Origin of the sequence: Devosia crocina (genome assembly GCF_900116545.1) — a bacterium.
Taxonomy (GTDB): Bacteria; Pseudomonadota; Alphaproteobacteria; order Rhizobiales; family Devosiaceae; genus Devosia; species Devosia crocina.
Genome location: NZ_FPCK01000002.1, coordinates 343,579 through 369,061, shown reverse-complemented (window position 1 = coordinate 369,061; position 25,483 = coordinate 343,579). Strand labels below are relative to the sequence as shown.

Here is a 25,483-nt window from a genome sequence, read left to right as displayed (position 1 = left end):
CTGAGTAATTGCGTACCTCCCCCATGCATTGACTTTTCCGGCTCCTGACTGTTCCTCAAGAACAGTCGGAGCCGGAGTTTTTTGTAATGGATGCCAATCCTGTTCTTGCCGAGGCCTTGCGCGGCAACTGGATCGAAAATCGACATCGCGGAGCCTTTGCCGTGCTCGACGCAGAGGGAACGGTCATCGCCTCGGCTGGCGATATGGACCGACCGGTTTTTCCGCGCTCCGCAATCAAGTCCATGCAGGCCCTTGCAATCTTTGACCGTCATGCGTTCGATCGTTTTCACCATACGAGCGAGGAACTGGCATTGGCCTGTGCCTCGCACCATGGGGAAGAGGTGCATGTCAATGCCGTCGGCGCCTTTCTCGACCGCGTGGGTTTATCAATCGAACATCTCGAATGCGGGGCACATCAGCCCACAAACGGGGTTGCGCGCGAGCGGCTGCGTGAAACCCATGCCACGCCAAGCGCGCTCCACAACAACTGCTCAGGCAAGCATGCCGGCATGCTCAGCGTCGCTTTGGCCATGGGTGTGCCCACCGCCGGATATGTCAGCCGGGAGCATGAGGTGCAACGCGCCGTGCGGGCCGCCGTGGAACTGGTGATCGGCGAGAGCCTCACCGAAGATCGCTGCGGCACCGATGGCTGTTCGATCCCCACCTGGGCCGCGCCATTGCGCGCCTGGGCGCTGGGCTTTGCGCGAATGGCCACCGGGCGGGGTCTCGATGCCGGGCATGCGGCCGCGGCAGAGGCTCTCTTTGATGCAGCAACGGAGCACCCGCTGCTTGTGGCAGGCACGGGACATTTCGACACTCTGGTGATGGACGCCTTTGCTGGCCGCGTCATGCAAAAGGGCGGTGCTGAAGGTGTGCAGTGCGGCGCAATTCGCGACAAGGGCTGGGGCTACGCGCTCAAATGCGACGACGGCAACATGGCTGCGAGCCAGGCTATGGTCGCGGGACTGCTGCTCAAATATGCCGATCCCGATGAAGCGCAGCGGCAGGTGCTGGAAGGATTTGCGCGGCAGCCCACGCTGAATGTGCGCAAGGCTGTGGTGGGGGAGGTGAGGGCGGTTCTATGATCACAAAGACCCCTCACCCTAACCCTCTCCCCGAAGGGGCGAGGGGATAACATCGAGTTCTTGACCGAGTGCTGCGACACTCACCAGACCAGTCCCCTCGCCCCTTAGGGGAGAGGGTTAGGGTGAGGGGCTACTTTATTATCTAATCGTCACATGCGGATATCGGTCCGCGACGGCGCGGAGGTCGGGTTCGGCGATTTCGGTCCAGCGAAAGCCGACGATTTCGCCCACGCGCGGGTCGTGAATGAGGTTGTCGGCGATCAGAACCGGCCCGGGGTCATCGGCAACGGTGATGCCGATGCCGATGTCGCTGGCATAAACGACATTGCCTGTTATCGCGACCGCCCGCATGAAGCTGCCGAACCCTGCAGCAATGGCGACGCCTGGCACGTTGGTGACGACATTTCCCGTGACGGCCACTTCCGCCTCGGCATAGATGCCGACGGGCACGGTATCGGGATTGACCTCGGAGCGCGGCGAGATGTTGCGCACGATATTGCCCGAGCAGACCGCGATATGGCCACCAGAGTCGAGATTGGTGATCGAGATGCCCGTGGCGGCACCGTCGATGACATTGTTGGAAATGACCGAACCTGAATAGCCGAACTCGGAGAAGATCGCGACCTCGCCGGAGGTGTGACAGATATTGCCCGTGACCTGGCAATTGCTGGTCGTGTTGAGACGCACGGCGGTAAAGGCGCAGTCGGAAATATGGTTGTCCGCCACGATCACCTCGTCGGCCAGGTAAACATTGATACCGTTACCGTTCTGGCCGTTGCCGCCGCCGACCCACTCGATGTCGGAAATCCGGTTGTTGACGAGGATGGAACCGTCCGGCCCCTGTTCGCTGCGCCAAACCCTTATGCCGGCATTGGCGCAGGCCGAGATGACATTGCCGGTGGCGAGGAACCCCTTGCCGTCAAGAGCATGGATTGCAGCATCGCCATGGTTCGTGAACGTGCAATCACGTACGGTCGCCGCGCTTTGGAAGATCGACAGGGCGATGCCTGGGCTGTCGGAGAAGTGGCAACGCTCGAGCGTGACGGTGTCGGCGCCCTGAAGGCCGAAAAGCGGATCGCTGCCCGAATTGCCCGTAAAACCGACATCCCGCAGCACGAGGCCCGATTGGTGTAGGAAACCGCCGATAGCTGCACCATTGGCGACGAGCCAGGTCGCGCCGGGAACGCCCTCGACGACGAGATTAGGCGCAAAGCGGATATTGCTGACGCGAAAGCGGCCGGCGGGCAGGGCAAGTCGCCCAGTGGCGCCATCGAGCGCAGCCTGCAAGGCGGCACTCTGATCGGCCTCGCTATCTGGGGCGAGCGCCGCCACTTGCGCGTGGGCCGCAGCGGGCAGGGCAAGGGAAAGGCCGGCGAGACCGGCAAGAACATGGCGACGGGTCGGCTGGAGATCATGGCGCATAGGGGCATAGTGCCAGTTTCGGCGCGCGGCGCGAGCAATTCCCCAAGTCTTGGTGAACGCGTCTTCATGCCTGCCTTGTTTGGCGCAGCACGAGATGGCTATAACGGAGGCAATATGTTCAAGGCAGGTGACCCATGCTCGTCGACGGCAAGATTTATCTCGGCACGAGCACCCGGCCCGAATATCTTAGCCTCAAATACGCTAATCGCCACGGGCTTGTGACCGGCGCTACGGGCACCGGCAAGACCGTGACGCTGCAAGCGCTGGCCGAAGGATTTTCCGCTGCCGGCGTGCCGGTCTTTGCTGCCGACATCAAGGGCGATTTGTCTGGGATCGCCAAGGGCCAGCCGATCCAGCCCTGGCAGACCAAACGGGCCGAGGAAATCGGCTTTTCCGATTACGCCAACGATGCTTTTCCAGTCATGTTCTGGGATCTGTTCGGCAAGCAGGGCCATCCGGTGCGCGCGACCATCTCGCAGATGGGGCCTGTGCTTCTGAGCCGCATTCTGGACCTCAACGACACGCAGGAGGGGGTTCTGAACATCACCTTCCGTGTCGCGGACGACGATGGGCTCCTGTTGCTCGATCTCAAGGATCTGCGGGCTGCGCTCGCCGATGTGCAGGGGCGCGCCCGCGAAATCTCGGCGCGCTACGGCAATGTGACGACCGCCTCGATCGGAGCGATCCAGCGTGCCTTGCTGGTGCTGGAGCAACAGGGCGCAAACGATTTCTTCGGCGAACGGGCGCTCGAAATCGCCGACCTGATGCGCACCGATACCGATGGCCGGGGTTTCGTCTCGATCCTCGCCGCCGATCAGCTGATGCGCGCGCCAAGGCTTTATGCGACGTTTTTGTTGTGGCTCCTCTCGGAGCTTTTCGAGGAATTGCCGGAGGTGGGCGATGGCGAAAAGCCCCGTATGGTGTTCTTCTTCGATGAGGCGCACCTGTTGTTCGATGATGCGCCCAAGGCGCTGACCGATAAGGTCGAGCAGGTGGTCAAGCTGATCCGCTCCAAGGGCGTCGGGGTCTACTTTGTGACGCAGAACCCGGTCGACATTCCCGAATCCGTTCTCGCGCAGCTGGCCAACCGCGTCCAGCATGCGCTTCGCGCCTATACCCCGCGCGAGCAGAAGGCGGTGAAGGTGGCGGCGGAAACCTTCCGCCTAAATCCCGATTTTTCGACCGAAGAGGTCATCACCCAGCTTGGCACCGGAGAAGCGCTGGTTTCGGTGCTCGAGGACAAGGGCGTTCCGTCGGTTGTCGGACGCACGCTGATCCGGCCGCCTTCGGCGCAGGTGGGGCGCTCAATCTGGCCGAGCGGGACGCCACCATGGCCAACTCACCGGTCGGTGGGCTTTATGACACTGCGATCGACCGGGAATCGGCCTTCGAAATTCTGGAGCGACGGGCGCGCGACCGGCAACTGGCCGAAGAGCGCCAGCGGCTCGATGCGGCGGATCGACTTGCCGCCGAGCGGCAGGCGAAAGACGAAGTGCAGCCCGAGCGCCCGCGGCGAGCATCGAGCCGGCAAACGCCGGCGGAAGCGGCGATGAACTCGTTTGCCCGCACGGTCGCCAACAGGCTGGGCAACGCCATCGTGCGGGGCATTCTCGGTGGGTTGAAGGGACGGCGATGAACACGGCAGAAATCAGCAAAACCAGCCCGGTGATCGGCATTTTCGCCTCGGACCGCGGGCCGGGCGATCCGGAACGGGCAAGCCTGATGAGCCAGACCGGCACGCTATTAGCGCGACGCGGCGCCCAGGTATTGTGCCTTTGGGAAGCGGGCGTTGCTCCGTTGCCGCTGATGGCTGCGGCGCGGCAGGTGGGTGGTTCGGTGTCGATCCTTGCCGATGAAGACATTGTCCTGCCGCCGACCCTGGCCGGAGTGCCAGTTCGGGTTATCCCCGATCGCGCGGCGCGGCATGAAACGATGAGCGCCGAGGCCGAGGTTTTCGTCGCCTTGCCCGGCTCTCTGGGTTCGGCGACCGCGCTTTTCGGCAGTTGGGCGGCGGGCAAGGGCAAGGGACGTCCCGTCGTCATGCTCAATCGCCACAAGGCCTTCGAGGTAGTGAAGGGCTTTGCTGGTGACGTGCTCTCGCATGCGATCAGCGGGCACGACAAACGCGTGCAGTTCGCAGATGGGGTCGAGGATCTGTGGAACAAGATCGGGTGGGTTCTGGAGCAGCGGCGGTGAGAGGGTGAGAAATACCCCGTCCTAGCCTCCCCCTGGTAGGGGGAGGGATCTGCCGGTGTCTCACAAAATTCTCGGCTCCTGCGTTCCCTCGCCCCTGAGGGGAGAGGGTCAGGGTGAGGGGTTCAGGGGTTGTGAAGCCTGTGTACCCACCACGAGCGCTGAACCCCTCACCCGACGCTGCGCGTCGACCTCTCCCCTCAGGGGCGAGGTGAAGAAGTGGCGCGTTAGGGGCGTGCGAAGTGAGGGCTTAACAACCCGCGCATGCAAGGTCGAAAAGCGCCTAAGGCTCCAAGCCCGGATGCATGGGTTTGCGGCGGTCGGGGAAGAGGGGGACGACGTTGTCGGTGGCGCGACGGGTGGGCCGCGTTGTGGGCCGGGGCAGGGGGACGCGGTCGCGGCGTTCGGGGCCGCGATAGCCGGAGCCGAGTAGGCCGACGACGCTGCGATTGATAAGGCGCGCCTGGACGCGCTGCAGGAGATGACGCGGCGACATGGGTTTGACCAGAACTTCGTCGATACCGGCGCTGATGGCCTGATGCCGCATGGGTGCGGTGATGAGCCGCGTCAGAGCGACGACGGGAAGCTCGCGCGAAACAAAGCTTGGGTCGAGCCGAATGGCCTCCACCATCTCGTAAGCGGGGCGGCCTTCACGATCGAAATCCACCACCAACATGTCGAGCGGAGCGATGCGCATATAGGCGAAGAGTTCTGATTCGCTCTCGAATGCGCGAACGCGCAAACGTGTGTCGCCTGCCAGAACCATGGTCAAAACCGCAGTGAGCGCCGTGTTGGCGGCCAGAATGGCGACAGTTTTCGGCCGTATGATCAAGACGCTTCCCCGGGTAGTAAACGGATCGTTAACATGCCCTAAAGGGAGTTTGAAGAGCTCAGTTCCGAAAGAGAGGCGAGTTGGTGGGGAAAGTTTTCCCTAGAGTTCACGCGAGACTCACAACGGAGCCGGCGCCCTGACAAAGGCCCTCGGATCGAGTCCGAGGGCATTGTCGTTGTGGCCAGAGAGACCCTCAGCGTAAGTGGTCGAAAGGCAGGGCGCGGTTGAGAGGCCTTGAAAAGACCTACCCCTCCAACCCCGCGGAGCGGATGGCAAAGGCGTAACATTGGGCGGTTTCCTTGAGCCGATCGAAGCGTCCCGAGGCCCCGGCATGGCCTGCTCCCATATTGGTTTTGAGGTAAAGCGGAGCCGAGCCAGTGGCTGTTGCCCGCAGTTTTGCCACCCATTTGGCCGGCTCCCAATAAGTCACCCGCGGATCGGTCAGGCCAGCGAGGGCAAAGATGGGCGGATAGGCTTGGGCGCTGACCGCTTCATAGGGCGCATAGGCGGCGATGCGCGCGTAATCCTCGGCCGAGGTGATGGGATTGCCCCATTCGGGCCATTCGGGCGGGGTGAGCGGCAGGGTCTCGTCGAGCATGGTGTTGAGCACATCGACAAACGGCACCTGGGCGATGACGCCGCCCCAAAGGTCGGGCCGCATATTGGCGATGGCACCCATGAGCATGCCGCCGGCCGATCCGCCCTGGGCGATGATCTTGCCCTTTTGCGTGTAGCCGGCCGCGATCAGGGCTTCGGCCGCGGCGATGAAATCGGTGAAGGTGTTTGTCTTGTGCTCGCGGCGCCCCTGCTTGTACCAGGCATAGCCCTTGTCCATGCCCCCGCGGATATGAGCGATGGCGTAAACAAAGCCCCGATCGACGAGGGACAGCACCGAGACCGAAAAAGACGCTGGCATCGACATGCCATAGGCGCCGTAGCCGTAAAGGAGCGTCGGATTTGTGCCATCGAGCGCCACCCCCTTCTTGTAGAGCAAGGTCACTGGCACCTCGGCTCCATCGTCCGCCTTGGCGAAGATGCGACGGGTCTCATAGACGGCTGGATCGTGCCCGGAAGGCACTTCCTGGGTCTTGAGGAGCGTGCGTTCGCCCGTCGCCAGATCGACGTCGTAGACCTGGTTGGGTGTCGTCGGCGACGAATAGGACAGACGGAAAACGGTGGTGTCGAACTCGTAGCCCACCGACATGCCGAGCGCATAGGCTTCCTCGGCAAAGTGGACGATGTCTTCCTTGCCGCTCGTCAAGTCGCGCACGACGATGCGCGGCAGGCCGTCCTGACGTTCGAGGCGAAGGAGATGGTTCTTGAGCACAATGGTGTCGAGCACGAGAATGCCCGGACGGTGGGGCACCAGATCCGTCCAGTTCTCCGGCGCCGGGTTGTCGAGCGGCGCGGTGACAATCTTGTAGTCTTCGGCGCCCCCGGCATTGGTGCGGATGTAGAGAAGGCCATCGCGTTCTTCTACATCATATTCGCGATCAGTCAGACGTGGCGCCACGATGCGCGGTTCGCCACCAGATCCATCTTCAATCAGATAGACTTCCGAGGTCTGATGGTCGTGCGCGTCGATGATGATGAACTTGTCGTTCTGCGTCTTGTCTACACCGACGAAAAAGCCCGGATCGGCTTCCTCGTAGATGATCGGGTCGGACGATTGATCGGTGCCGATATCATGCCGGCGGACGCGGAAGGGTCGGTGATTGTCGTCGTACTCGGTATAGTAGATCGAGCGGCTGTCATTGGACCAGACATAGGAGCCGGCGGTCTCCCGGATGAGTTCGGGGCTGTCGATGCCGGTTTCGAGATCGCGGATCACTATGTCATAGTATTCCGATCCGGCACGATCGGCCGCCCAGGCAAGGTAGCGGTGGCTTGCGTCGTGGTCTGCCCCGGCAAAGCCGAAATAGCCGTCGCCCGCTTCGGCATTGCAGTCGAGCAGCACAGTCTCGGGTCCGCCATCGCGCGGCGTGCGAACGATCAGCGGATACTGCTTGCCCTCGAGCATGCGCGAGTTATAGGCGTAGGGCCCATCGGGCGAAGGGACTCCTGAATCGTCTTCCTTTATGCGGCCGCGGATTTCCCGGTAGATCTTGTCCTGAAGCTCGGACGTGGGTTTGCCGAACTGGTCTTCGTAATAGGCGTTTTCGGCGTCGAGATAGGCGCGAATTTCAGGGTCAAGCATTTCCGGGCTCTGCATCACCTCCTGCCAATTGCCGGCGCGTAGCCATGCCCAGGGGTCTTCGCGGGTGACACCATGATGGGTGTGGCTATGGGGTATGCGCTTGGCTTGAGGAGGAGAGGTCTCGGACATGGTCTTACCGCCTTGAAAAGCTGCGGCTGGGCCGCAAAGTTGATTTAGGACATAGGGCCCGCAGTCCCGGATTGCCAGTCCTTGATCACAAACCACAGCTAACTCCGGAAGAAGGCGAAAGCGCACGCGATTTGGCTTGTCGCCGGTCTTCCAATGAGTATGGTCACGCGGCACAAAATCCTGTGTTCGTTTAGCGCATAAGGAGAGGCCGTTGGGGCTGTCCCTGGATGCAAGCATAGCCCTGGTGCCAATCGCGCCGTTTGTAGCCGCTCTCCTGGCGCCACTCGTGCATAGATTGGCCGGCCCGGTGACCGGGTGGGTTCTGGCCCTGGTGCCGGCAGCGCTCTTTGTGCTGCTGCTGGTCAACTTCGTCGCGCCTATGACCCATGGCGAGACGCTTGCGCTCGCCATCGGCTGGGTTCCTTCGCATGGCCTCGATCTGGCCTTTTATGTGGATGGGCTGAGTCTGATCTTTGCCTTGACCATTCTTGGCGTCGGCACCCTCGTCATCCTTTATGCCGGTGCCTATCTTGCCGGGCACCACCATCTTGGCCGTTTCCTCGGCTTCATGCTCGCCTTCATGGGCGCAATGCTGGGTCTTGTCCTTTCGGACAACATGATCGGCCTCTTCATGTTCTGGGAGTTGACCTCGATCACCTCCTTCCTGCTGATCGGCTTCGATCACTCCCGGCAGGCGGCGCGCCGGGGCGCCATCCAGGCGCTGGTCCTCACCAACATTGGCGGCATGTGCCTGCTCGCCGGAGCGGTTGTCGCACATCAGCTATCCGGAACCTGGCTGCTCAGCGAGCTGCGCGGCATGGAGGATCTGGTCCGCCAATCCGCACTTTATGGTTTGGTGCTGGCGCTCTTCCTCGGGGCAGCCTTCACCAAGTCCGCGCAGTTTCCGCTGCATTTCTGGCTACCCAATGCCATGGAAGCCCCCACCCCAGTGTCCGCTTTCCTCCACTCGGCGACCATGGTCCAGGCTGGCGTTTATCTTCTCTCGCGCATGACGCCGGTTCTAGGGGGCACGGAAGTCTGGACGGGTCTGCTCGTCACCTTTGGGGCGCTGACGCTGATCTGGGGCGGCTTGGGAGCGCTCAAGCAAACCGATCTCAAACAGATCCTGGCGCAAACCACAATCGCCTCGCTCGGCCTTCTGGTGTTGCTGATCGGGCTTGGCAGTACGGCTGCCATTGCGGCCGTCGTGGTCTATTTCGTTGCGCACGCCTTCTACAAGGCTGCACTCTTCATGGTCGCGGGCGCTGTCGACCATGAAGCGGGCACGCGTGAAATCACCGCACTTGGTGGCCTTGCAGACAAGATGCCTGTCACCTTTATCGGCGCCGCTCTTGCAGCGCTTTCGATGATCGGGCTTCCCTTGACCGTCGGGTATTTTGCCAAGGAAGAGATGTATCTCGGTCTCGTAAGCGGCGAGTGGTCGGCCTTTCTGGTTCTCGCCGTCCTCGTCCTGGGCAATGCGCTGCTCGCCGGGGTAGGCCTGCTCGTTATGACGCGGCCCTTTCTGGGCGACGAATTGCCGACCCCGAAAAAGCCGCACGAAGCCCCCGTTGCCATGCTGGCCGGTCCGATCGTGCTGGGCGGTTTGGGATTCCTTGCCGGCATTCTGCCCGACTGGTTCGGCCATGATGTGCTGGTGCCGGGTGCCAGCGCAATTCTCGGGCAGGCGGTCGAGTCCCATCTCAGCCTAGCCATCAATCTCGCGAGCCCCTTGCTTTGGCTGTCGATTCTCACCTGGCTACTCGGCGTGGTGGTGTTCCGGCAGGCCACGCGTATTCGGGGCGCCCTGCGCCGTTTCGATGCCGCGCTCGGCTGGTCTGCCGATAAGGTGTTCGATGTCTGCTACTTCGCTCTCGTGCGCTTCGCCGGTGCGGTGACGCGGTTCCTCCATCACGGCAATCTCGAATATTATCTTGTCGTGGTCTTCCTCGCGCTAGGCATCGCCTTGTTCTGGCCGCTCGTGAGCCTTGGTGGTCTCGACTGGATCACGCCGACGGCCGAACTCGGCGACTGGTCGCAGCGTCTCGTTCTGCCTGATCTCCTGCCTTATGAATGGGCAGTTTTGCTGCTTGCCGTGGTCGGGCTTCTGGCGGTGCTTATTGCCTCGAGCAGGCTTATCGCCATTCTCTCGCTCGGTGTCCAAGGTACGGCACTGGCGCTGATCTTCCTGCTCTTCGGTGCGCCGGATCTCGCCTTTACCCAGCTGATGGTGGAAATCCTGTCGGTTATCATCTTGACCATCGTCATGACCAACCTGCGTCTCGACGCTCGTGATCACCGTCCGTTCGAGGACTGGGCACGCGATGGTACCCTGGCGATAGTCTGCGGGGCAGGGGTGAGCCTGTTGCTGATGCTGGTGCTGACCGGAACGCTCGACACGCGGCTTTCCGACTTCTTTACCCAAACCAGCGTGCCGATCGCCCATGGCGCCAACATCGTCAACGTCATCCTGGTCGACTATCGCGGCTTCGATACCCTAGGTGAAATCTCGGTCGTCATGGGCGCCGGCATCGCCATCCTCGCACTTCTACGGCGGCGCAAGGGAAGCGTTGCTACTCCACCAGTAGAGGCAGGTCGCGGCGGGGAAAAAGGACAAGAAGTATGAACACGATCATCTTCCGCACCGCCGCGCCCTTGATCGTTGCCACTATGCTGGTGTTTTCCTTTTACGTCTGTTTGCGCGGGCACAACGAGCCGGGCGGTGGTTTCATCGGGGGACTGATCGCCGCCGCATCCATTGCCGTCTTCGGCATGGCTGCGGGTGTGCCGGAAGTGCGGCGGGCGCTCAAGGTGGACCCGATGGCAATCGCCGGGTTCGGCGTTGTTCTTGCAGGGTTTTCCGGGCTTTTGAGCCTTCTCACCCAATCTCCCTATATGACCAGCATCTGGCTCTATCTCGAGCTGGGCAACACGACGGTGCCGCTTTCCACGCCCCTGTTTTTCGATCTTGGGGTCTATTTCGTGGTGTTCGGCACGCTTTCGGCCATAGCGCTGGCGCTGGAAAGCGATCGCGAGGAGGATCTTTGATGGACTTCATCCTCGCAGGGCTCGTGGGCGTCTTCATCGCGCTCGGCATTTATCTGCTGCTGTCACGCTCCGTGATCCGCATGCTGATCGGCATGACCATTCTCGGCAATGGCGTGAACCTCCTGATCTTTACCGCAGGCCGCGTGACGCGCGAGATTGCCCCAATCGTTCCATCCGGGCTCGAAGTGCCCCCAGGGCCGATCGCCAATCCGCTGCCGCAGGCGCTGATCCTGACGGCGATCGTCATCGGCTTTTCCATGTTCGCGTTTTTGCTGGTGCTGGCTTATCGCGCCTATCAGAGCATGGACGCCGACAATACCGACAACATGCGCCTGGCCGAGCCCGAAAAGGCACCCCAGCCGCCCCTGAGCTATTGAAATGGCCACTCCAACTGCATCGAACGACCTGCCCGCGGCCATGATTGCGGGGCTGACCCCAGCTACCGACTGGGTCATCGTCTTGCCTGTCGTGCTGGCGCTCGTGGGTGCGGCCGGCCTGATGGTGGTGCGGCGCTCCAATGGCATGCCGGTCATTGGCGCCGTACTCGTTCTTCTCGCCATCATCGCTTGTGAAGTGAGCCTGATCATGCGCATCGCGGTGGAGGGGCCGCTGAGCATGACCATGGGCAAGTGGCTGCCGCCTTTCGGCATCAGCTTTACCGCTGATATCTTTGGAGCAGCCTTTGCTCTCGCTGCGTCGGTCGTGACACTGATCGTCGTGCTCTATGCCCAGCTTGAGCGGGCGGAGGCAGATCCCCGAGACGGCTTTCACCCCATGGTGCTGCTGCTGCTCGCAGGGGTGACCGGCTCCTTTCTGACCGGAGACCTCTTCAACCTCTACGTTTGGTTCGAGGTCATGCTGATCGCCTCCTTCGGGTTGATTGTTTCGGGCGGTCGGCCGATGCAGCTCGATGGCGCCATCAAGTATGGTTTTCTCAACTTCCTGGCGACGACCCTGTTCCTGCTCGCCCTGGGCCTGACCTATGGTCTGCTCGGCACGCTCAACATGGCCGACATCATGCGTGTTGCCCCGCTCGCCAACACGGCAGCCATGACGGGCATCGCTGCGCTGCTGCTGCTGGCCTTCGGCATGAAAGCGGCAGCTTTCCCGGTTAATGCATGGCTGCCAGCCTCGTACCATACGCCTGCATCGGCAGTGTCCGCCCTGTTCGCCGGCTTGCTCACCAAGGTGGGCGCTTACGCGCTTTTGCGCTCGCTTGTGGCGGTGCTGCCCGCAAGCCGCGATCTTCTCGAGCCGGTTCTTGCTGTTCTTGCGATTGCAACGCTGGTGACCGCCCCGCTAGGGGCCATCGCCGAGACCCAGCTGCGCCGCGCCATCGGCTTCCTCGTCATCGGCGGCATAGGTGCGGTTCTCGCCGGGGTGGCGCTGCCGAACCTCTTGGGTGTTGCCGGGGCCGGTGTTTATATCTTCCACGCCATCCTGAGCATTACGGCCCTTTATCTGGTCGCCGGCCTAGTTGAGATCGAGACGGGCGAGACCGATACTCGGCGTATGGGCGGGCTCTATGCTGCCAATGCGCCACTGTCGGTCTTCTTTTTCGCTCTGGTACTGTCCGTTGCCGGGGTGCCGCCCTTTTTGGGCTTCTGGCCCAAACTGCTTTTGCTCGAGGGCGGGGTGGCCGAAGCAGGTCTGGGCTGGTGGGGAACGGCGCTGGTCGTGGCGCTGCTTGTCAATGCCATCTTGACCCTGATTGCCGGTTCCCGGCTCTGGGCGCATGTGTTCTGGCGCAATCTGCCTGCGGACACAGGGGCGCCAAGACCGGCGCTTGCGCCGAAATCAACGCGATCCCTTGCCTTCGGCGCCACGGCAGTGCTGGTGGTCGCGATCGTTGCCGGCGGGCTCTGGCCCAATCCCTTGATCGAAGGCGGCCAGCGGGCAGCCGCTGACCTGGTGGATCCCACCCGCTACGTCGAGGCCGTCGGGCTTGCGGAGGTTACGCCATGAGCAGTGCCTTTCTGACGGTCGTTCTTGCTATCCTTTGGGCCGGCATCACCAATAACTTCTCGGGACTCAATCTGCTTTTCGGCGCCCTCATCGGCGGGATGGCGATAGTAATGCTGCGCTACTCGATCAGGCAGCGTGGCTCCTTGCGCAAGGCTGCCAAAGTTCTGGCATTGACGGCTCTGTTTTTCCGGGAGCTGATGGCCAGCGCCTTGCGCGTTGCCTATGTGGTCCTGCATCCCAACCTCAAGGCTGTCGTCAAGCCTGCCATTGTTGCAGTGCCGCTGACGGTCAAGTCCGACGCCGAGATCACGCTTCTGGCCAATATGATCACCTTGACCCCTGGTACGCTGAGCATCGATGTCTCCAAGGACCGCTCGGTACTCTATGTCCATGCCTTGAGCATGGAGGACGACAAGGCGCTGATCGCCGACATCGCCAACGGGTTCGAAGCCAGGATCAAGGAGGTGTTCAATTGAACGCGGCCGCTTTCATCGACCTCGCCAGCTTGGTCGCGCTCGTCATCCTGGCGGCGGCCCTCATTGCATCGATCGTCCGGATCGTCATTGGCCCCAGTCTTGCCGATCGGGTTCTCGCGCTCGATCTGATGACCGTCGTCGCGATGGGCTTTATCGGAGCCATCGCTATCCGGACGGGGCTCATGCTTTATCTCGATATAGCGATCGCCCTCGCCTTGCTGGGGTTTCTCGCCACGGTGGCCCTTGCGCGCTACATCATGCGGCGTGGGCTTAAGGCTGAAAATGCGGACCCGGAGGTCCAGCCATGATCGTTGACCTCGCACTTTACCTTGGCGGCGTGCTGCTCGTCTTCGGTGCCCTGTTTTGTCTTCTTGCAGCAGTCGGGGTGATCCGGCTGCCCGATCTCTACACGCGCATGCATGCAGCATCCAAGGCGGGTGCAGTTGGCGGTGGATTGATTCTTCTCGCGGTTGCCGTGACCTGCTTTGACACAGGGGTCTTTTTACGAGCGATCGTCGGTATTTTGTTTCTGCTCCTCACCACGCCTATTTCTGCGCATCTTCTTGCCCGCGCCAGTTATTTGACCGGTTATAAGCCAAGCGAAAGTACGCACCGGGACGATTTGAAGACACGTTTGGAACAAAATCGGCCTGCATGAATAACATGCAATGAAACCGAATAATTGTCTGCTGCCGGTTGCACCTGATCCGGAACAGAACTAGGAATACAGAATGGCTGCAACTGCCCTTGTTGCTGTCCATCAAAAAATAAATAAAGGTTTGAAAACATGAACGACAACACCGCCCCGGCGGATGTGGGGGAGTTCGAGCTTGTCGAACTCAGTGCCGATATTGTCTCTGCATACGTGAGCAATAATGTCGTCAGCCCTGCCGACTTGCCCCGTTTGATTGCCGATGTGCATGGTGCGCTTCGGGGTCTGCGCGGTGCCGAGGCTCCCGCTCCCGTCGAAGACTTGAAGCCGGCTGTGCCGGTGCGCAAGTCCGTGGCGCCCGACTACATTATCTGTCTCGAAGACGGCAAGAAGTTCAAGTCGCTCAAGCGTCACCTGCGCACCCACTACAATCTCTCGCCCGAAGAATATCGGGAGAAGTGGGGCCTGCCGTCCGATTACCCGATGGTCGCGCCGAGTTATTCGGCAACGCGTTCCAAGCTGGCCAAGGACAACGGCCTGGGTCGCAAGGCTGGCTAAGGCCTTCCCGATTTTACAAGCGTCAGTGGCCGCCTTCAGGGCGGCCTCTTTATTTTTAGGATCGCACCTCCGACTTATCCCCGGGGGGAGTAGCGTCTGCGAGGGTATAGGAATATAGTCCTATTACCTTTGGAGATGACTAATGCGAATCGATGTTCCGTCCGCCACTACGCCAGCCTTGCGTGTGTCGCCTCCTCGGGCAAGCGGCGACTTGGGCGCCGTACTCTCTCTCGTCGCACGGGAGCGTAATGTCCCTATCCGTATCCTTGTTCATGCATCGCGTTGCCGGGCGCAGGCGGCGCGGGCCCGGCAGGTTGCCATGTATCTGGCTCATGTGGTCCAGGGCCTCAGCCTCACTGCGATCGGCGAGGCCTTCGGTCGGGATAGGACCACGGTCTCCTACGCCTGCAGCCTTATTGAAGATTTGCGCGATGATCCGGCGCTCGATGCCGAACTGGACGCGCTTGAGGCCCAGCTGATCGCCATGGCAGGAGGCGATCATGGTTGAGCACAATGGCCTGCCCGAGGCCATATCTCGCCTCGGTCTGGCGCGGGGTGGGGAGGCGGCTTTTCTTGAACCGCACCAACTCGAAGCTGCGCGCCGTCTGACTCGTACATTCGAGCGCGCCCGGCTTAGTCAGCGCGTGACCATGTCCTACGATGCCGCGCGAGTGGCGCGGAGCAGCAAAGGCGCGAGTGCCCAGTCAGATATTTCCGCCAGCGCAGCAGATGCACGCGAGCAATTGGCCGGGCTGGGGCGGCAGGTGCCGAGGGAATGCTGGGACATACTCTTTGATATCTGTGGGCTTGACCTGGGCCTGCAGGAGCTTGAGGCGGCGCGGGGCTGGCCGAGGCGCAGCGGCAAGCTGGTCTTGCGCATAGCGCTTTCCCATCTTGCAGCGCTCTATGGGATAACTGCAATCGCAGAGGGGCGGGAGCGAGCCGAGCAACGCTCATGGCTCGAACAGCGGGCACCCATGTTCGGCCCTGCACCGCGATCTTAACCTTTTCCGCAGGCTGTGCGCGCATTTCCCGGCAGCAGTGATATGGAAGGAAATCAGTCTCCGGTTCGCGCATCATGAACGGCAAGATAGTTTCGGTTCAGTATCTGCGTGCCATGGCCGCCTTCTTTGTGCTGGTCTCACATGCCTTGCTTTACCCGCTTGCTACGGAGAACCTGGCCTATGGCCGGCTCGGCTGGCTGGGAGTGATCCTCTTTTTCGTCATATCCGGGTTCATCATGGTCAGCGTCACCGATGCTGGCCAATTTGACGGACGGCAGTTCATGCGCCGGCGGATGATGCGCGTGGCGCCACTTTATTGGGGTTTCACCCTCGTTGCGGCGCTCCTCGCGCTTCTAGCGCCGCAGCTCTTCAAGACCACGACATTCGATGGCAGCCAGCTGGCGCTGTCGCTGGCTTTCATCCCCTTTTACAATCCGGCCAGCGAAGGTCTTCACCCTCTCTACAAGCTCGGCTGGACGCTCAACTACGAGATCTTCTTCTATGCCTGCTTCGCGTTGCTGGCGATGTTTACGGCACGCAGCCGGGTAGTGGGACTGACGATAGCCTTTGGCGGCCTTGCGGCTCTGGGCTTTGTGCTGTCGCCGACGTCAGCGATCCCGCAATTCTACACGAGTTTCCTGCCGCTCGCTTTCGTCGCTGGCTGCTGGATCGGGCTGGCCCATATCGAATGTCGGCTGGCCCATTTGTCGAGGCGTGCGTTGATCGCGTTTGCCGGAATTGGTCTCATCGGGATTGTAGAGGGTTTTGTCTGGGACCGGGGGCTGATGGAAGACTGGAGCGCCTTTGTGGGCTTCCTCGCCTTTTCCGTGGCTCTGATGCTGATTGCTTTACGCTGCGAAGCACGGTTGCCGCGGATCGCCTGGCTCGAAACGCTCGGCAACGCATCCTATTCGATCTACCTCGTGCACATCTTTGCGGTTGCCCTGATGGCGGGCATCGGTTTGCGGCTTCTTGGCAAGGATTTGCCGGGCATCGTGCCGATCCTGACGGTTCTGGCCGTAGCCTGCGGGCTATGGGCGGGGCTGCTGCTTTATCGCTTCGTCGAAAAGCCGCTGATGCAGAGGCTACAGAAGCGTTAGCTCACGCCGCCAGCGCCTTGGCCTCGCCGCGGATGCGGTTGACCATAGCCACCAAGCCATTGGATCGCTGTGCGGTCAGATGCTCTCGCAGCCCCAGCTCGTCGAAGATGGCGATCGCATCGGTCTCGGCGATCTCGGCGGCAGGACGATCCGAATAGAGCGCAAGGAGAATTGCCACCAATCCCTGCACGATCATCGCGTCGCTTTCCCCGCGGATCCTCAGCGCTGGTGCAGTGTCGCCACCCCGAGGCTCGGATACGAGCCACACCTGAGAAACGCAGCCATTGACCTTGTTTGCGTCGTTACGCTCGCTGTCTTCGAGTTTGGGCAATCCCTGACCAAGCTCGATGATATAGCGATACCGGTCCTCCCAATCGTCCAGGAAGGAGAGATTTTCGGCGATTTCTTGAAAAGGCTGGGGCTGGGTCATGCCCCTATCTATGGCATGCACACAGCCAATTCCAGTGCGCCGCAGCGGCAAAAGCCGCATCAGCCAGCGCGATCTGGTCGGGGCCGGGGCAGGGGAACGCCCTGCTCCGCCGCCACCGCGGCCGCTGTTGGTTCAGCAGGTGGGATCGCGGGCAGGGCGGCAGCCACGACGGCCTTGCCGCCGAAACAGTGAAGGCTGTCGCATTCGATCGCCTCGATCTGTTCGGAAATGAATTGACTGCCCGAGGCCAGCGCCTGATTGGCAACCGCTTCGGCAGAATCGCGGATATCCGCTTCCGGCTTGATGACCAGAAAAGCCGCGGTAAGCCAAAACGCTGAGCGCATAAGAAACATCATTGCAAAATCTTCCGAACGGATGGTTTCGCCCCTGAAGGTTAAGGCTAGGCGTCGCGTGTTAAGCCGGGCTGGGCCAGGCCGTTAAAATTTGAAACAAATCGCACTTGCAGTTTCGGAGCATGGGCAACGCCTTGTTTACGCTATCCGGTGAAAGCCCGGTGGGCAGAGGTCCATTTAAGCCCCTCTTAGGGTGTGCGGCGCGAGTGTTGGCCGCACAAGATCTGATGGCCAATCAGACCGCCAGCGCAGATTCGCGCTGGCAAAAGCGGTTCCAGGGGACGGCGGAGAGTGACGTCTCGACGATGAGTAAGATGATGCGCAGCCTAGACATTTTTAGCGTAACCGCGAGGGGGCGCACTGTTTCCGCCTCCGCCGGTCAGCGCGTCGATGTGTTGCGCCGCAAGACCATTGCGAACAATGCGCGTCTTCTGATTGCGCTGTCCGTTCTCCTGATGCCCTTTGCCATGTGGGCGCTGGTCGGCAAGGCCATGCTTGGCTTCGCGCTCGCTTGTCTCGGGCTTGCCAGCGGCATGATCAGCCTTTCGCTGCACCATCGCGGCAATCACGATGCAAGCGCCAAGGTGCAGGTAGCGAGCCTTCTTGCCGCGGGCCTGGTGCTGACCCTGGCCGATCCGCAACTGGCCGATATGGGCCTTGTCATCATGTTGATGGCCCCTATCCTGACGGCGCTGCTGCTCGATGCGCAGGCTCGGCTGGTGAGCTGGGCCGTGGTTGCCATCGCCCTTGGCTTTGCTGCGGCTCTGTCCTTGCTGGGCCTGCCGCTTCAGCCTGGTCTGGCCGCCGAAGCGACCTGGGCAGGCGCCTTCGTTTTTGCCGCCGCCATCTGCCTCGTTGCTCACTCGACCCACAAGATCAATGCCGGCTATGTCGTCCACGATAAGGCGCAGCTCAATGTCTACAGGCATCTGGTCGATCACGTGCAGGACACGGTCCTCTGCTTTTCCAGCGAGGGCGAGCTTCTGACCGTCTCGCTTTCGGCCGAGACGCTGTTCGGCTGCCCGCGCTATCAGGTGACCTCGCAAGCTCTCGGTGAGCGACTCCATGTCATGGATCGCCCGGCCTATCTCACGGCCTTTGCTGACGCCAATCAGGGGGGGCGCAGCCGCACCATCGAAGTGCGCATGCGTCAGGACGATCCCCATGCCGTTGGTCGTGTGCCGCAGTTTATCTGGGTCGAAGTGCGCTTCTCGCCCGTCAAGGACCAGGAAGCGGCCGGTGGACAGCGTTGCGAGGTCATCGCGCTCCTGCGCGATGTGACCGAGCGCAAGGCGAGCGAAGCCGCGATGGCCGAGTCGCGCCGCGTGGCCGAAGAAGCCTCACAGGCCAAGTCCCGGTTCCTGGCGACCATCGGTCATGAATTACGCACCCCCCTCAATGCTGTTGTCGGCTTTTCGGAAATGATGACCACGGGCATTGGTGGTGAACTGTCCCCGACCCATCGCGAATATGCGAGCCTCATTCACCAGAGTGGGAGGCATCTGCTCGACGTGGTCGGCATGCTGCTCGACATGTCCCGAATCGAGGCCGGCAAGTTCGAAATCGCAACCGCGCGGTTCCAGCCCGACGAAATCGTTCCCGCCTGCTTTTCCATGCTGGACGCGATGGCGCGGGGGCGGTCCATCAAACTTCAGAGCGAGATCGAACCTGATCTGCCGGCGATCCTGGCCGACGAGCGCGCCTGCCGCCAGATCCTGATCAATCTTCTCTCCAATGCCATCAAGTTTAGCCACGATGGCGATGTGGTCACGCTTGTGGTCAAGCGGCAGGGACAATCATTGAGTTTTTCCGTTCGCGATCACGGCATAGGCATGGCACCGGTTGCGCTGGCGCGGATCGGGGAACCTTTCTTCCAGGCGCAGGACGGGCTCAACCGGCAATATGAAGGTACGGGGCTCGGCCTGTCGATCGTCAAGGGCCTGGCCGAGTTGCATGGCGGCACCCTGCGCGCCATGTCCGAAATCGGAGCGGGGACAACCATGACGGTTCTTCTGCCCATAAACGGTCCGGCAACCAAGTTGGGCGAGACTGCCGAAGTCCTTCCTCTTCATCGTGAGCCTGCGCCGGCGCCAACACCTTCATGGCAAAACGAAAAAAGAAAAGCGCAATGACCGCTTCAACACTGTCTCAGATTCCCCTGATGGCCGGCAGCGTTTTGCTGGCGCACCTCAGCAAGGGAGCGCAGTGGGCTTTCGCCCGCTACATGCGCACGCCGCTGGCATCGACCGGCTTGCTGGTCCTTGTGACGCTCAGTGCCATGGCGGGGTCGAACGCGCTTTATATGCAGACGAGCATGCACCCTTCGCCTTTCTTCGGACCTGTGCGAGGCGTTCCGCAGCCGGTTGTCACGGCACCCGCCGATGCGCCCATGCCCGCGCCCCTCAGCCAGCGCGAGCAGGCTGCCGAGGCAGACGATATCGTTCTGCCCACAGCTTCTCCGGAGACGACCGGCAGCGTGCAGAGTGCACCTGTAGCGGTGCCCGCTGAACCGGTCGGCAATTCCGAAGTCTTTGCCGTGCAGAAAAAGCTCGCGCAGCTTGGCCTTTTTGAAGGCAAGGTCGATGGCTATTACGGCCCCATGACCGCTCGTGCCATCCGTGCATTCGAGGAGCGCAATGGCCTGGTGCCGATGGGCGCCCTGTCGGCCAATGTCGTTGCCGCGATCCTAAACTCTGATGGCTCGGGGCGGATGTCCATGGCCCCTGCCGCCGCACCGGCACCGCAGCAGCAGGTCGCCGCCGCTCCCGAACCGGCCGCTGCAACGCTGCCGGTTGCGGCAATTGCCGTCGCTCGCGTCGAAACCCAGCCTGCGCCTCAGCAGCCTGCTGCGGAGCAGGACCGCGTTGTTGCTCAGCTCCCGCCGCTCGGGCCCGTCGAGCAGGCAGTCGATACGGTTGGCACGGCTGCCGCCAGTTCCATCGATTCCATTATCGCCGCCGTGGGTGGCCCGCGCGAGACCTCCGCTCCGGCCCCCGTTGCGAACCCGCCTATTCCAACGGCCACTGTGCCGAGCCAGCCCATGCCAGCACCTGTCGCTGAAGCAGCGCCGCAGGTTCAGATTGCCGGGCAGGCTACTCAATCGAGCCAGCCCCGCGCCCTGCGTCCGGCGACCGACAAGACTTTGGTTTCCGACATCCAGCGCGGCTTGGCCAGCCTGGGCTTTTTCCATGGCGCCATTGATGGCAATCCTGGGCCCGAAACCTCGCGCGCCATTCGCGAGTTTGAAAATTTCAATCGCTACAGGATCACAGGTCAGGTCCAGCCGGACCTCGTCGATCTGCTGCGACAGGCTGGCGCTGCCATCTAGTGGCCGGGAACCTCCGCAGCGATCTGTGGTGCATGGCCTTTGTCCGGCGCCACAATGACCGGGGCAATATGTGCGTCGTTGCCAAGCGCGGCGACCCCATTGCCGGGCAGGTGTTCATCGAAGTCGATCATCTCGACGGCACTCGCTCCCTCTTTACCCCGGCGCCGGTGATCAGTCGCCCCGATGACGCAGGGCTGGTCTTCCAGGCCCGCTTTCGGCGGGCTGAACCGGACAAGGTTCGCGACCGCATTTTGCAGGAACAGCGATTCGATCCGGACCTGTGGGTGATCAGTCTCGATCTGCGGGATGATGATCCGGGGATCGATCTGGTGAAGGCATCTACTTAGTTGCCACGACTGCTTCAGTAGTCTCTTGGTGAGGCGCGCAGCTCAGCGCAGCCTCGAACCACGAGCTTGGCAGGACGCGTCTGGGCACTTCCCCCGCCCTTCGAGGCCGCTTCGCGGCGCCTCAGGGTGAGGGCTACATGGACGATGGGCGTCTCAGCTGGCCCGGCGGGCGCCGATACGGGAAAGGGCAACCATGGCTTGTTCCACCACGGCATTGCCCGAGCTGGCTGCCTGCGGCGTGCGGCGACTGACCATGGCGATTGGCCGGTATTCAGGCTTGGCGAGATCGAGCAGGTTCACCTCGCCACGCCAGGCGCTCATCAGGTAAGCCATTGAATCGGCGGAAACAGTAGCAAAGAGCGAGGCGAAGTCGGCAAGAGCCCGCGAGCGTTCGCTGTCGTGACTCGTGGCGTGGATCAGCACCTTGAGCCCGTCATAGGCGGAAACACCGAAGCCGCGCAGCACCACGAAGGTCGAGGCGCCGGTGACGTCGTGGGCGATCTGGCCGCAGCGCACTTCGTCAAGGCCGGTGATCTGGCTCAGAAGCCGCGTCACCTCGGGGCGGCGGTTTTCCGAGAAGAGCTTCATAAGGGCCTTGGTCAGTTCCGGGGTTGCGACCGAGAGCTGCTCGATCGTTCGCGAAATCGGTGCGGCCGGGGTCTCGCGATTGGCAAAGGCCTGAATGACCTTGATCCGGTACGCATCGGACAGGTCAAAGAACGCGGGGGCGAGGAGAGCTGCGTCGAAATCCTTCCGTTCGCCGAGCGATTCGGCGACTACATGATCCATCTGTGCCGAGCGGGCGAGGGCGCTGAGATAAGCGCCGCGGGGCTGGATGTCGAGATTGGTCGCAAGAGCGCGATAGACCTTGCGCGAGTTCATCTGGAAGAGTTTGGCAAGGACGACGTTGGATAGATTTTTTCGTCCCGCGATGATGGCCGCTGCGCCGACATCGTAGCGGCCGAGAACCTCGAGCATGGTGCGGTCGGAAAGCTCGCTCGCCCCGGCGAGAAAGGCGTTGAGATCTTCCCCAATATTTTCGACCACGAGCTGCTCGAGCGCAGAGGACAAAAGCTCGCTCCGGCCCAGGATTGCTGCGGCTTTTGCCTTGGCCTGAGGGCTTGCGGACTGGAAGAGGCGGCTGGCCAAAGTCTCGAATTGTTCCATTTCGGGAACGGTCGGACGGCCGCGCCGGGCATAGGCGTCGCAAGCCGCGATCAGCAGCGTATTGGTGCGGTCAACGCCCCCGGTTTCAATGAGAAGCTGAAAGGTTTCGTAGGGTTGAAAACCAAGCATAGCGGGCAGGACCATCGACTCTTTTTGCGCCAATTGCGCGTTCTGGTCCCCACTTTGCCGTCAATTCGTTAGCAGTCCGTTAACCTAAACGATCTCTTAATGGGAACAAGCGCGAGGGGCGTCGTCGCGCTGGGAGAATCATATCAACTCGCTGCCTCCACTAGGGACGGGGGAGCGGCGCGCCAATGGAGGTCAGCTTGGGAAAGCTGCTGAAATTCGTAAAGCGGGATCGCCCCGCCCGATCCGGAGCACCTCAGCCCGGAGACGCTCAGATATTTATTTTTACCGGGGTACGTTATGAACGCGGTCCGACGCCGCCACCCACTGACCGGCTCGACCCTTCACGGCGTCGTCGCAAACGCGGCTAGCCGAATGCCGTCCATCTTCCGTCTGCTGGGCGTGGTGTGCCTGGCCGGGATCGTCGTGGCTTGCGCTGCGCGACCCGTAGGCGATTTCGGCCGTGCGCAGCCGGGCGTGCTGCACGACCAGGTCATGCCCAGCGTCGGCACCTTCATGGCGCGGCAGCGGCGCGAGCCGGTGTCCGAGTTCAACCAGACCGACCAGGAACGCGAGATGCACGATCGCACCTGGCGGTTCCTCGTTGCAGCCCATGCCAAGGACTGGATGTTCGACAGCGAGAGCGAGCTGCAGCGCACCCGGATCACCCGCGCCAAGGACTGGACCTTCACGCGGGAGCGCTACTATGGCTGGCTCAAGAAAACGCATTACCAGTCATCCCGCGTGCGCTATGCAACGCTCGAGCGGCATATCCTGGCCGATATCGACACCTTGCCCACAACCTTTGCGGCAATCTGCGCCGTGCAGGAGGTCGATCGCAACCGCGCCATTGCCCTTGCGAACCTGAGCGATCTCGAACCCAATGCGGCCCATGACGTCGAGATGCGGAAAACCGAGAACCTCTGGCATATCGAGTGGTTCGTCCGGGCCGTGAACTACCGGTTGGACAGCTATTCCTATGCGCTCGACAATCTTCTTGTGGAAACGCCGCACGAGCAGTCCGTTGCTGTCGACGCCGCCTTGCGGCAACTGGGTGTCTGGGCTGAGCGAGCCAGACGCTACGACTTCTGCTCCGGTGTGTCCGGCGAGGGGGGCAAGGCGGGTGTCATCGTACCGTCACGCTTTCAGACCATGGTCCGGGACAACGAAGTGATTGCGCCGAAATAGGTTGGGGATGACGGCAAGCAGAGAGATGGAGCGGCCGGCAGGTTCGGCCCTCGAGGTGTTTGCCGCTTTTCTCAAACTCGGATTGACCAGTTTCGGCGGGCCGATCGCTCACCTTGGATATTTCCGCGAAGAGTTCGTCATCCGCCGCGGCTGGTTCGACGACAAATCCTATGCCGATCTCGTGGCGCTCTCCCAGTTTCTGCCCGGACCAGCGTCAAGCCAAGTGGGGTTCGCCATTGGCCTGAGCCGTGCGGGCGCGCTCGGGGCAGCCGCGGCCTGGACGGCGTTCACGCTCCCCTCTGCGATCCTTCTTGTGCTTTTTGCCTTCGGTGCGAGCGTTCTTGACGGACCGGCTGCCGAGGGCGTCTTGCATGGGCTCAAGCTCGTTGCGGTGGCCGTGGTGGCGCAGGCGGTTCTGGGTATGGCCCGCAGCCTGACGCCCGACAGGTGGCGGGCGGCAATCGCGGTTCTGGCCGTGGTTCTCGTCGTCGCGATCGGCGGAGCGTTCGGGCAGGTAGGCGCGATCCTTGCTGGTGGCCTGCTGGGTCTGGTTCTTTGCCGCCATGTCGATGCGGTCGGGGCAGACGATCTGCACATGCCGGTGTCCCGGGGTTTCGGGATCGGGGCGCTTGTCACGTTCGGAGCGCTGCTAGTGTTTTTGCCGCTGGTGGCGGGGCTCAGCCAGACCCTGGCGGTCATCGACACATTTTACCGTGCCGGTGCACTGGTGTTCGGCGGCGGGCACGTGGTCTTGCCGCTGCTCGAAGCCGGAACGGTCGAACAGGGCTGGTTGAGCCCGGACACATTCCTTGCCGGCTATGGCGCGGCGCAGGCGGTGCCGGGACCGCTCTTCACCTTTGCCGCCTATCTCGGTGCAGCGGCGGGACCCGCGCCGAATGGGATTTTCGGTGGCGCCATTGCGCTTGTGGCGGTGTTCGTGCCGGGTCTGCTGATCCTGCTTGCGGCCCTGCCGTTCTGGAGCCAGTTGCGCGCGGTGCCAGAGGTGCAGGCCGGGATGCGGGGCGCCAATGCCGCCGTGGTGGGGATTTTGGGGCTCGCGCTTTACGATCCGGTGTTCACCAGCGCCGTGCTCTCGCCGGCGGACTTCGCGCTGGCGCTTGCCGGCTTCGTCGCGCTGGTCGCCTGGAAAGCGCCGCCGCTGGCGGTGGTGATCGCCCTCGCCATGGTGGGTGGGCTTTTGGGATTTGTTGCGGGCGCTTGAGGTTGGGGACAGAACCCCCACCTAGCCTCCCCCTCCAGAAGGGGGAGGGACGGTGCGGTGGCTCACGGGCTGGGGGACCAACTTGTAGTTATGTGAGCTGGGCGAGGCGGTGGGCGGCTTTGGGGGCGAAGTCAGTCAGCGCGGCGATGGGCGCCCAGCGGGTGGCGTGGACTTCGTCGAGTTGGGCGACAAGAGGTGTGCCCGGGTCGGCGGTGAAGAGGTATTGGAGATCGTGGTGGACATGCGGCGGTTCCTGGCGCGCGGCCTTGCCGGGGACGTCGTGGCTGTCGATGACGAAGGGCAGGTCGCCTTCCCGGTGCCAGGGGTGGAGCGCAAGGCCGGTGACGCCGGTTTCCTCGACGGCTTCCCGCTCGGCAGACAGAGCGAAGGCAGGGGCGGGCTCGTAATGCCCGCCGGGCTGCAGCCAGCGGCCGATGGTGATATGGTCGATCAGGAGCACCTGGCGGTGATCGGGCGAGACGATGATAGCGCTGGTGGTGACATGGCCCGGCATGGTTTCGCGCAGGTCGAGGCGATGGCCCGCGCCGATCTGCCAGGCAAGCAGCGAGAGATATTCATCGGGGGACGCAACCTCTGCCCGATAGCGGGCGAGACGATCCGATAGCGCAAGAGCGAAGGTTTCCGGTGTCATGAGGCGCTT

Annotated in this window: 25 protein-coding genes and 1 pseudogene; 19 read left to right on the top strand and 7 right to left on the bottom strand. The window is 62.1% G+C overall.

The window, feature by feature from the left end:
* The first annotated feature begins 86 nt into the window (after positions 1 to 86).
* A complete protein-coding gene (locus tag BM364_RS11410) occupies positions 87 to 1,085 on the top strand; it encodes an asparaginase (protein WP_092424670.1) in 999 nt (332 codons plus the stop codon).
* A gap of 138 nt (positions 1,086 to 1,223) precedes the next feature.
* On the opposite strand, the gene BM364_RS11405 is transcribed toward BM364_RS11410, so the two are convergent.
* Complete coding sequence (locus tag BM364_RS11405) at positions 1,224 to 2,507, bottom strand: TIGR03808 family TAT-translocated repetitive protein (protein ID WP_092424668.1); 1,284 nt, start codon at positions 2,505 to 2,507, stop codon at positions 1,224 to 1,226.
* 134 nt (positions 2,508 to 2,641) lie between these two features.
* Between BM364_RS11405 and BM364_RS11400 the strand changes: the two are divergent.
* A pseudogene (locus BM364_RS11400) lies at positions 2,642 to 4,143 on the top strand (helicase HerA-like domain-containing protein).
* Positions 4,140 to 4,703 (top strand): LOG family protein, encoded by a 564-nt coding sequence (locus BM364_RS11395; RefSeq protein WP_092424666.1) that lies wholly within the window; start codon positions 4,140 to 4,142, stop codon positions 4,701 to 4,703. Before BM364_RS11400 ends, BM364_RS11395 begins: the two are co-directional and overlap by 4 nt.
* Positions 4,704 to 4,983: 280 nt before the next feature.
* Here the strand turns inward: BM364_RS11395 and BM364_RS11390 are convergent, their stop codons facing one another.
* On the bottom strand, positions 4,984 to 5,532 hold the full coding sequence (locus tag BM364_RS11390) for a response regulator (protein WP_092424664.1): 549 nt from the start codon (positions 5,530 to 5,532) through the stop codon (positions 4,984 to 4,986).
* A 244-nt stretch (positions 5,533 to 5,776) separates the two neighbouring features.
* Positions 5,777 to 7,858: a S9 family peptidase gene (locus tag BM364_RS11385; RefSeq protein WP_092424662.1), complete on the bottom strand. Its 2,082-nt coding sequence runs from the start codon at positions 7,856 to 7,858 to the stop codon at positions 5,777 to 5,779.
* Positions 7,859 to 8,075: 217 nt separating this feature from the next.
* Here BM364_RS11385 and mbhE point away from each other — a divergent pair, with 217 nt between their 5' ends.
* From mbhE to BM364_RS11330, 11 genes are all read left to right on the top strand, one after another.
* Positions 8,076 to 10,484: a hydrogen gas-evolving membrane-bound hydrogenase subunit E gene (mbhE, locus tag BM364_RS11380; RefSeq protein ID WP_244542872.1), complete on the top strand. Its 2,409-nt coding sequence runs from the start codon at positions 8,076 to 8,078 to the stop codon at positions 10,482 to 10,484.
* Positions 10,481 to 10,906, top strand: coding sequence for an MnhB domain-containing protein (locus tag BM364_RS11375; protein WP_092424660.1), 426 nt, complete (start codon positions 10,481 to 10,483; stop codon positions 10,904 to 10,906). Before mbhE ends, BM364_RS11375 begins: the two co-directional genes overlap by 4 nt.
* Positions 10,906 to 11,283: a Na+/H+ antiporter subunit C gene (locus BM364_RS11370; RefSeq protein ID WP_092424658.1), complete on the top strand. Its 378-nt coding sequence runs from the start codon at positions 10,906 to 10,908 to the stop codon at positions 11,281 to 11,283. Before BM364_RS11375 ends, BM364_RS11370 begins: the two co-directional genes overlap by 1 nt.
* Before the next feature lies 1 nt (position 11,284).
* Positions 11,285 to 12,871, top strand: coding sequence for a proton-conducting transporter transmembrane domain-containing protein (locus BM364_RS11365; protein ID WP_092424656.1), 1,587 nt, complete (start codon positions 11,285 to 11,287; stop codon positions 12,869 to 12,871).
* Positions 12,868 to 13,347 carry a Na+/H+ antiporter subunit E gene (locus tag BM364_RS11360; protein ID WP_092424654.1) on the top strand — a complete coding sequence of 160 codons (480 nt, stop codon included), beginning with the start codon at positions 12,868 to 12,870 and terminating at the stop codon, positions 13,345 to 13,347. Before BM364_RS11365 ends, BM364_RS11360 begins: the two co-directional genes overlap by 4 nt.
* On the top strand, positions 13,344 to 13,655 hold the full coding sequence (locus BM364_RS11355; RefSeq protein ID WP_092424652.1) for a cation:proton antiporter: 312 nt from the start codon (positions 13,344 to 13,346) through the stop codon (positions 13,653 to 13,655). Before BM364_RS11360 ends, BM364_RS11355 begins: the two co-directional genes overlap by 4 nt.
* Entirely contained in the window at positions 13,652 to 14,005 is a 354-nt protein-coding gene (mnhG, locus tag BM364_RS11350) for a monovalent cation/H(+) antiporter subunit G (protein WP_092424650.1), read from the top strand. Before BM364_RS11355 ends, mnhG begins: the two co-directional genes overlap by 4 nt.
* 129 nt (positions 14,006 to 14,134) lie before the next feature.
* Positions 14,135 to 14,557, top strand: coding sequence for a Ros/MucR family transcriptional regulator (locus tag BM364_RS11345; protein WP_092424648.1), 423 nt, complete (start codon positions 14,135 to 14,137; stop codon positions 14,555 to 14,557).
* A gap of 142 nt (positions 14,558 to 14,699) precedes the next feature.
* Positions 14,700 to 15,065, top strand: coding sequence for a helix-turn-helix domain-containing protein (locus BM364_RS11340; RefSeq protein WP_092424646.1), 366 nt, complete (start codon positions 14,700 to 14,702; stop codon positions 15,063 to 15,065).
* Positions 15,058 to 15,561, top strand: coding sequence for a DUF6456 domain-containing protein (locus BM364_RS11335; RefSeq protein WP_092424644.1), 504 nt, complete (start codon positions 15,058 to 15,060; stop codon positions 15,559 to 15,561). The genes BM364_RS11340 and BM364_RS11335 overlap by 8 nt, the downstream gene beginning before the upstream one ends.
* Before the next feature lie 74 nt (positions 15,562 to 15,635).
* Positions 15,636 to 16,661 (top strand): acyltransferase family protein, encoded by a 1,026-nt coding sequence (locus BM364_RS11330; RefSeq protein ID WP_092424642.1) that lies wholly within the window; start codon positions 15,636 to 15,638, stop codon positions 16,659 to 16,661.
* Between the two features lies 1 nt (position 16,662).
* Here BM364_RS11330 and BM364_RS11325 read toward each other — a convergent pair whose 3' ends face one another.
* Entirely contained in the window at positions 16,663 to 17,091 is a 429-nt protein-coding gene (locus BM364_RS11325; protein ID WP_092424640.1) for a SufE family protein, read from the bottom strand.
* Between the two features lie 59 nt (positions 17,092 to 17,150).
* Entirely contained in the window at positions 17,151 to 17,447 is a 297-nt protein-coding gene (locus BM364_RS11320; RefSeq protein WP_092424638.1) for a hypothetical protein, read from the bottom strand.
* Between the two features lie 224 nt (positions 17,448 to 17,671).
* Here BM364_RS11320 and BM364_RS11315 point away from each other — a divergent pair, with 224 nt between their 5' ends.
* From BM364_RS11315 to BM364_RS11305, 3 genes are read left to right on the top strand one after another with little or no spacing between them, the layout of a single operon-like run.
* Positions 17,672 to 19,576: a PAS domain-containing sensor histidine kinase gene (locus tag BM364_RS11315; protein ID WP_175528576.1), complete on the top strand. Its 1,905-nt coding sequence runs from the start codon at positions 17,672 to 17,674 to the stop codon at positions 19,574 to 19,576.
* On the top strand, positions 19,573 to 20,772 hold the full coding sequence (locus BM364_RS11310) for a peptidoglycan-binding domain-containing protein (RefSeq protein WP_175528575.1): 1,200 nt from the start codon (positions 19,573 to 19,575) through the stop codon (positions 20,770 to 20,772). The genes BM364_RS11315 and BM364_RS11310 overlap by 4 nt, the downstream gene beginning before the upstream one ends.
* The gene (locus tag BM364_RS11305; RefSeq protein WP_092424632.1) at positions 20,772 to 21,119 is read left to right on the top strand and encodes a DUF1491 family protein; all 348 of its coding nucleotides are present in this window, start codon (positions 20,772 to 20,774) and stop codon (positions 21,117 to 21,119) included. Before BM364_RS11310 ends, BM364_RS11305 begins: the two co-directional genes overlap by 1 nt.
* Positions 21,120 to 21,272: 153 nt before the next feature.
* On the opposite strand, the gene BM364_RS11300 is transcribed toward BM364_RS11305, so the two are convergent.
* Positions 21,273 to 22,430: a DUF2336 domain-containing protein gene (locus BM364_RS11300; RefSeq protein ID WP_092424630.1), complete on the bottom strand. Its 1,158-nt coding sequence runs from the start codon at positions 22,428 to 22,430 to the stop codon at positions 21,273 to 21,275.
* Positions 22,431 to 22,712: 282 nt separating this feature from the next.
* On the opposite strand from BM364_RS11300, the gene BM364_RS11295 reads away from it, so the two are divergent.
* Together BM364_RS11295 and chrA are read left to right on the top strand one after the other, a co-directional pair.
* Complete coding sequence (locus tag BM364_RS11295) at positions 22,713 to 23,600, top strand: hypothetical protein (RefSeq protein WP_139232574.1); 888 nt, start codon at positions 22,713 to 22,715, stop codon at positions 23,598 to 23,600.
* A gap of 7 nt (positions 23,601 to 23,607) precedes the next feature.
* The gene (gene chrA / locus BM364_RS11290) at positions 23,608 to 24,822 is read left to right on the top strand and encodes a chromate efflux transporter (protein WP_092424626.1); all 1,215 of its coding nucleotides are present in this window, start codon (positions 23,608 to 23,610) and stop codon (positions 24,820 to 24,822) included.
* Positions 24,823 to 24,910: 88 nt separating this feature from the next.
* Here chrA and BM364_RS11285 read toward each other — a convergent pair whose 3' ends face one another.
* Positions 24,911 to 25,474: an NUDIX hydrolase gene (locus tag BM364_RS11285; RefSeq protein WP_092424624.1), complete on the bottom strand. Its 564-nt coding sequence runs from the start codon at positions 25,472 to 25,474 to the stop codon at positions 24,911 to 24,913.
* Positions 25,475 to 25,483: the final 9 nt, after the last annotated feature.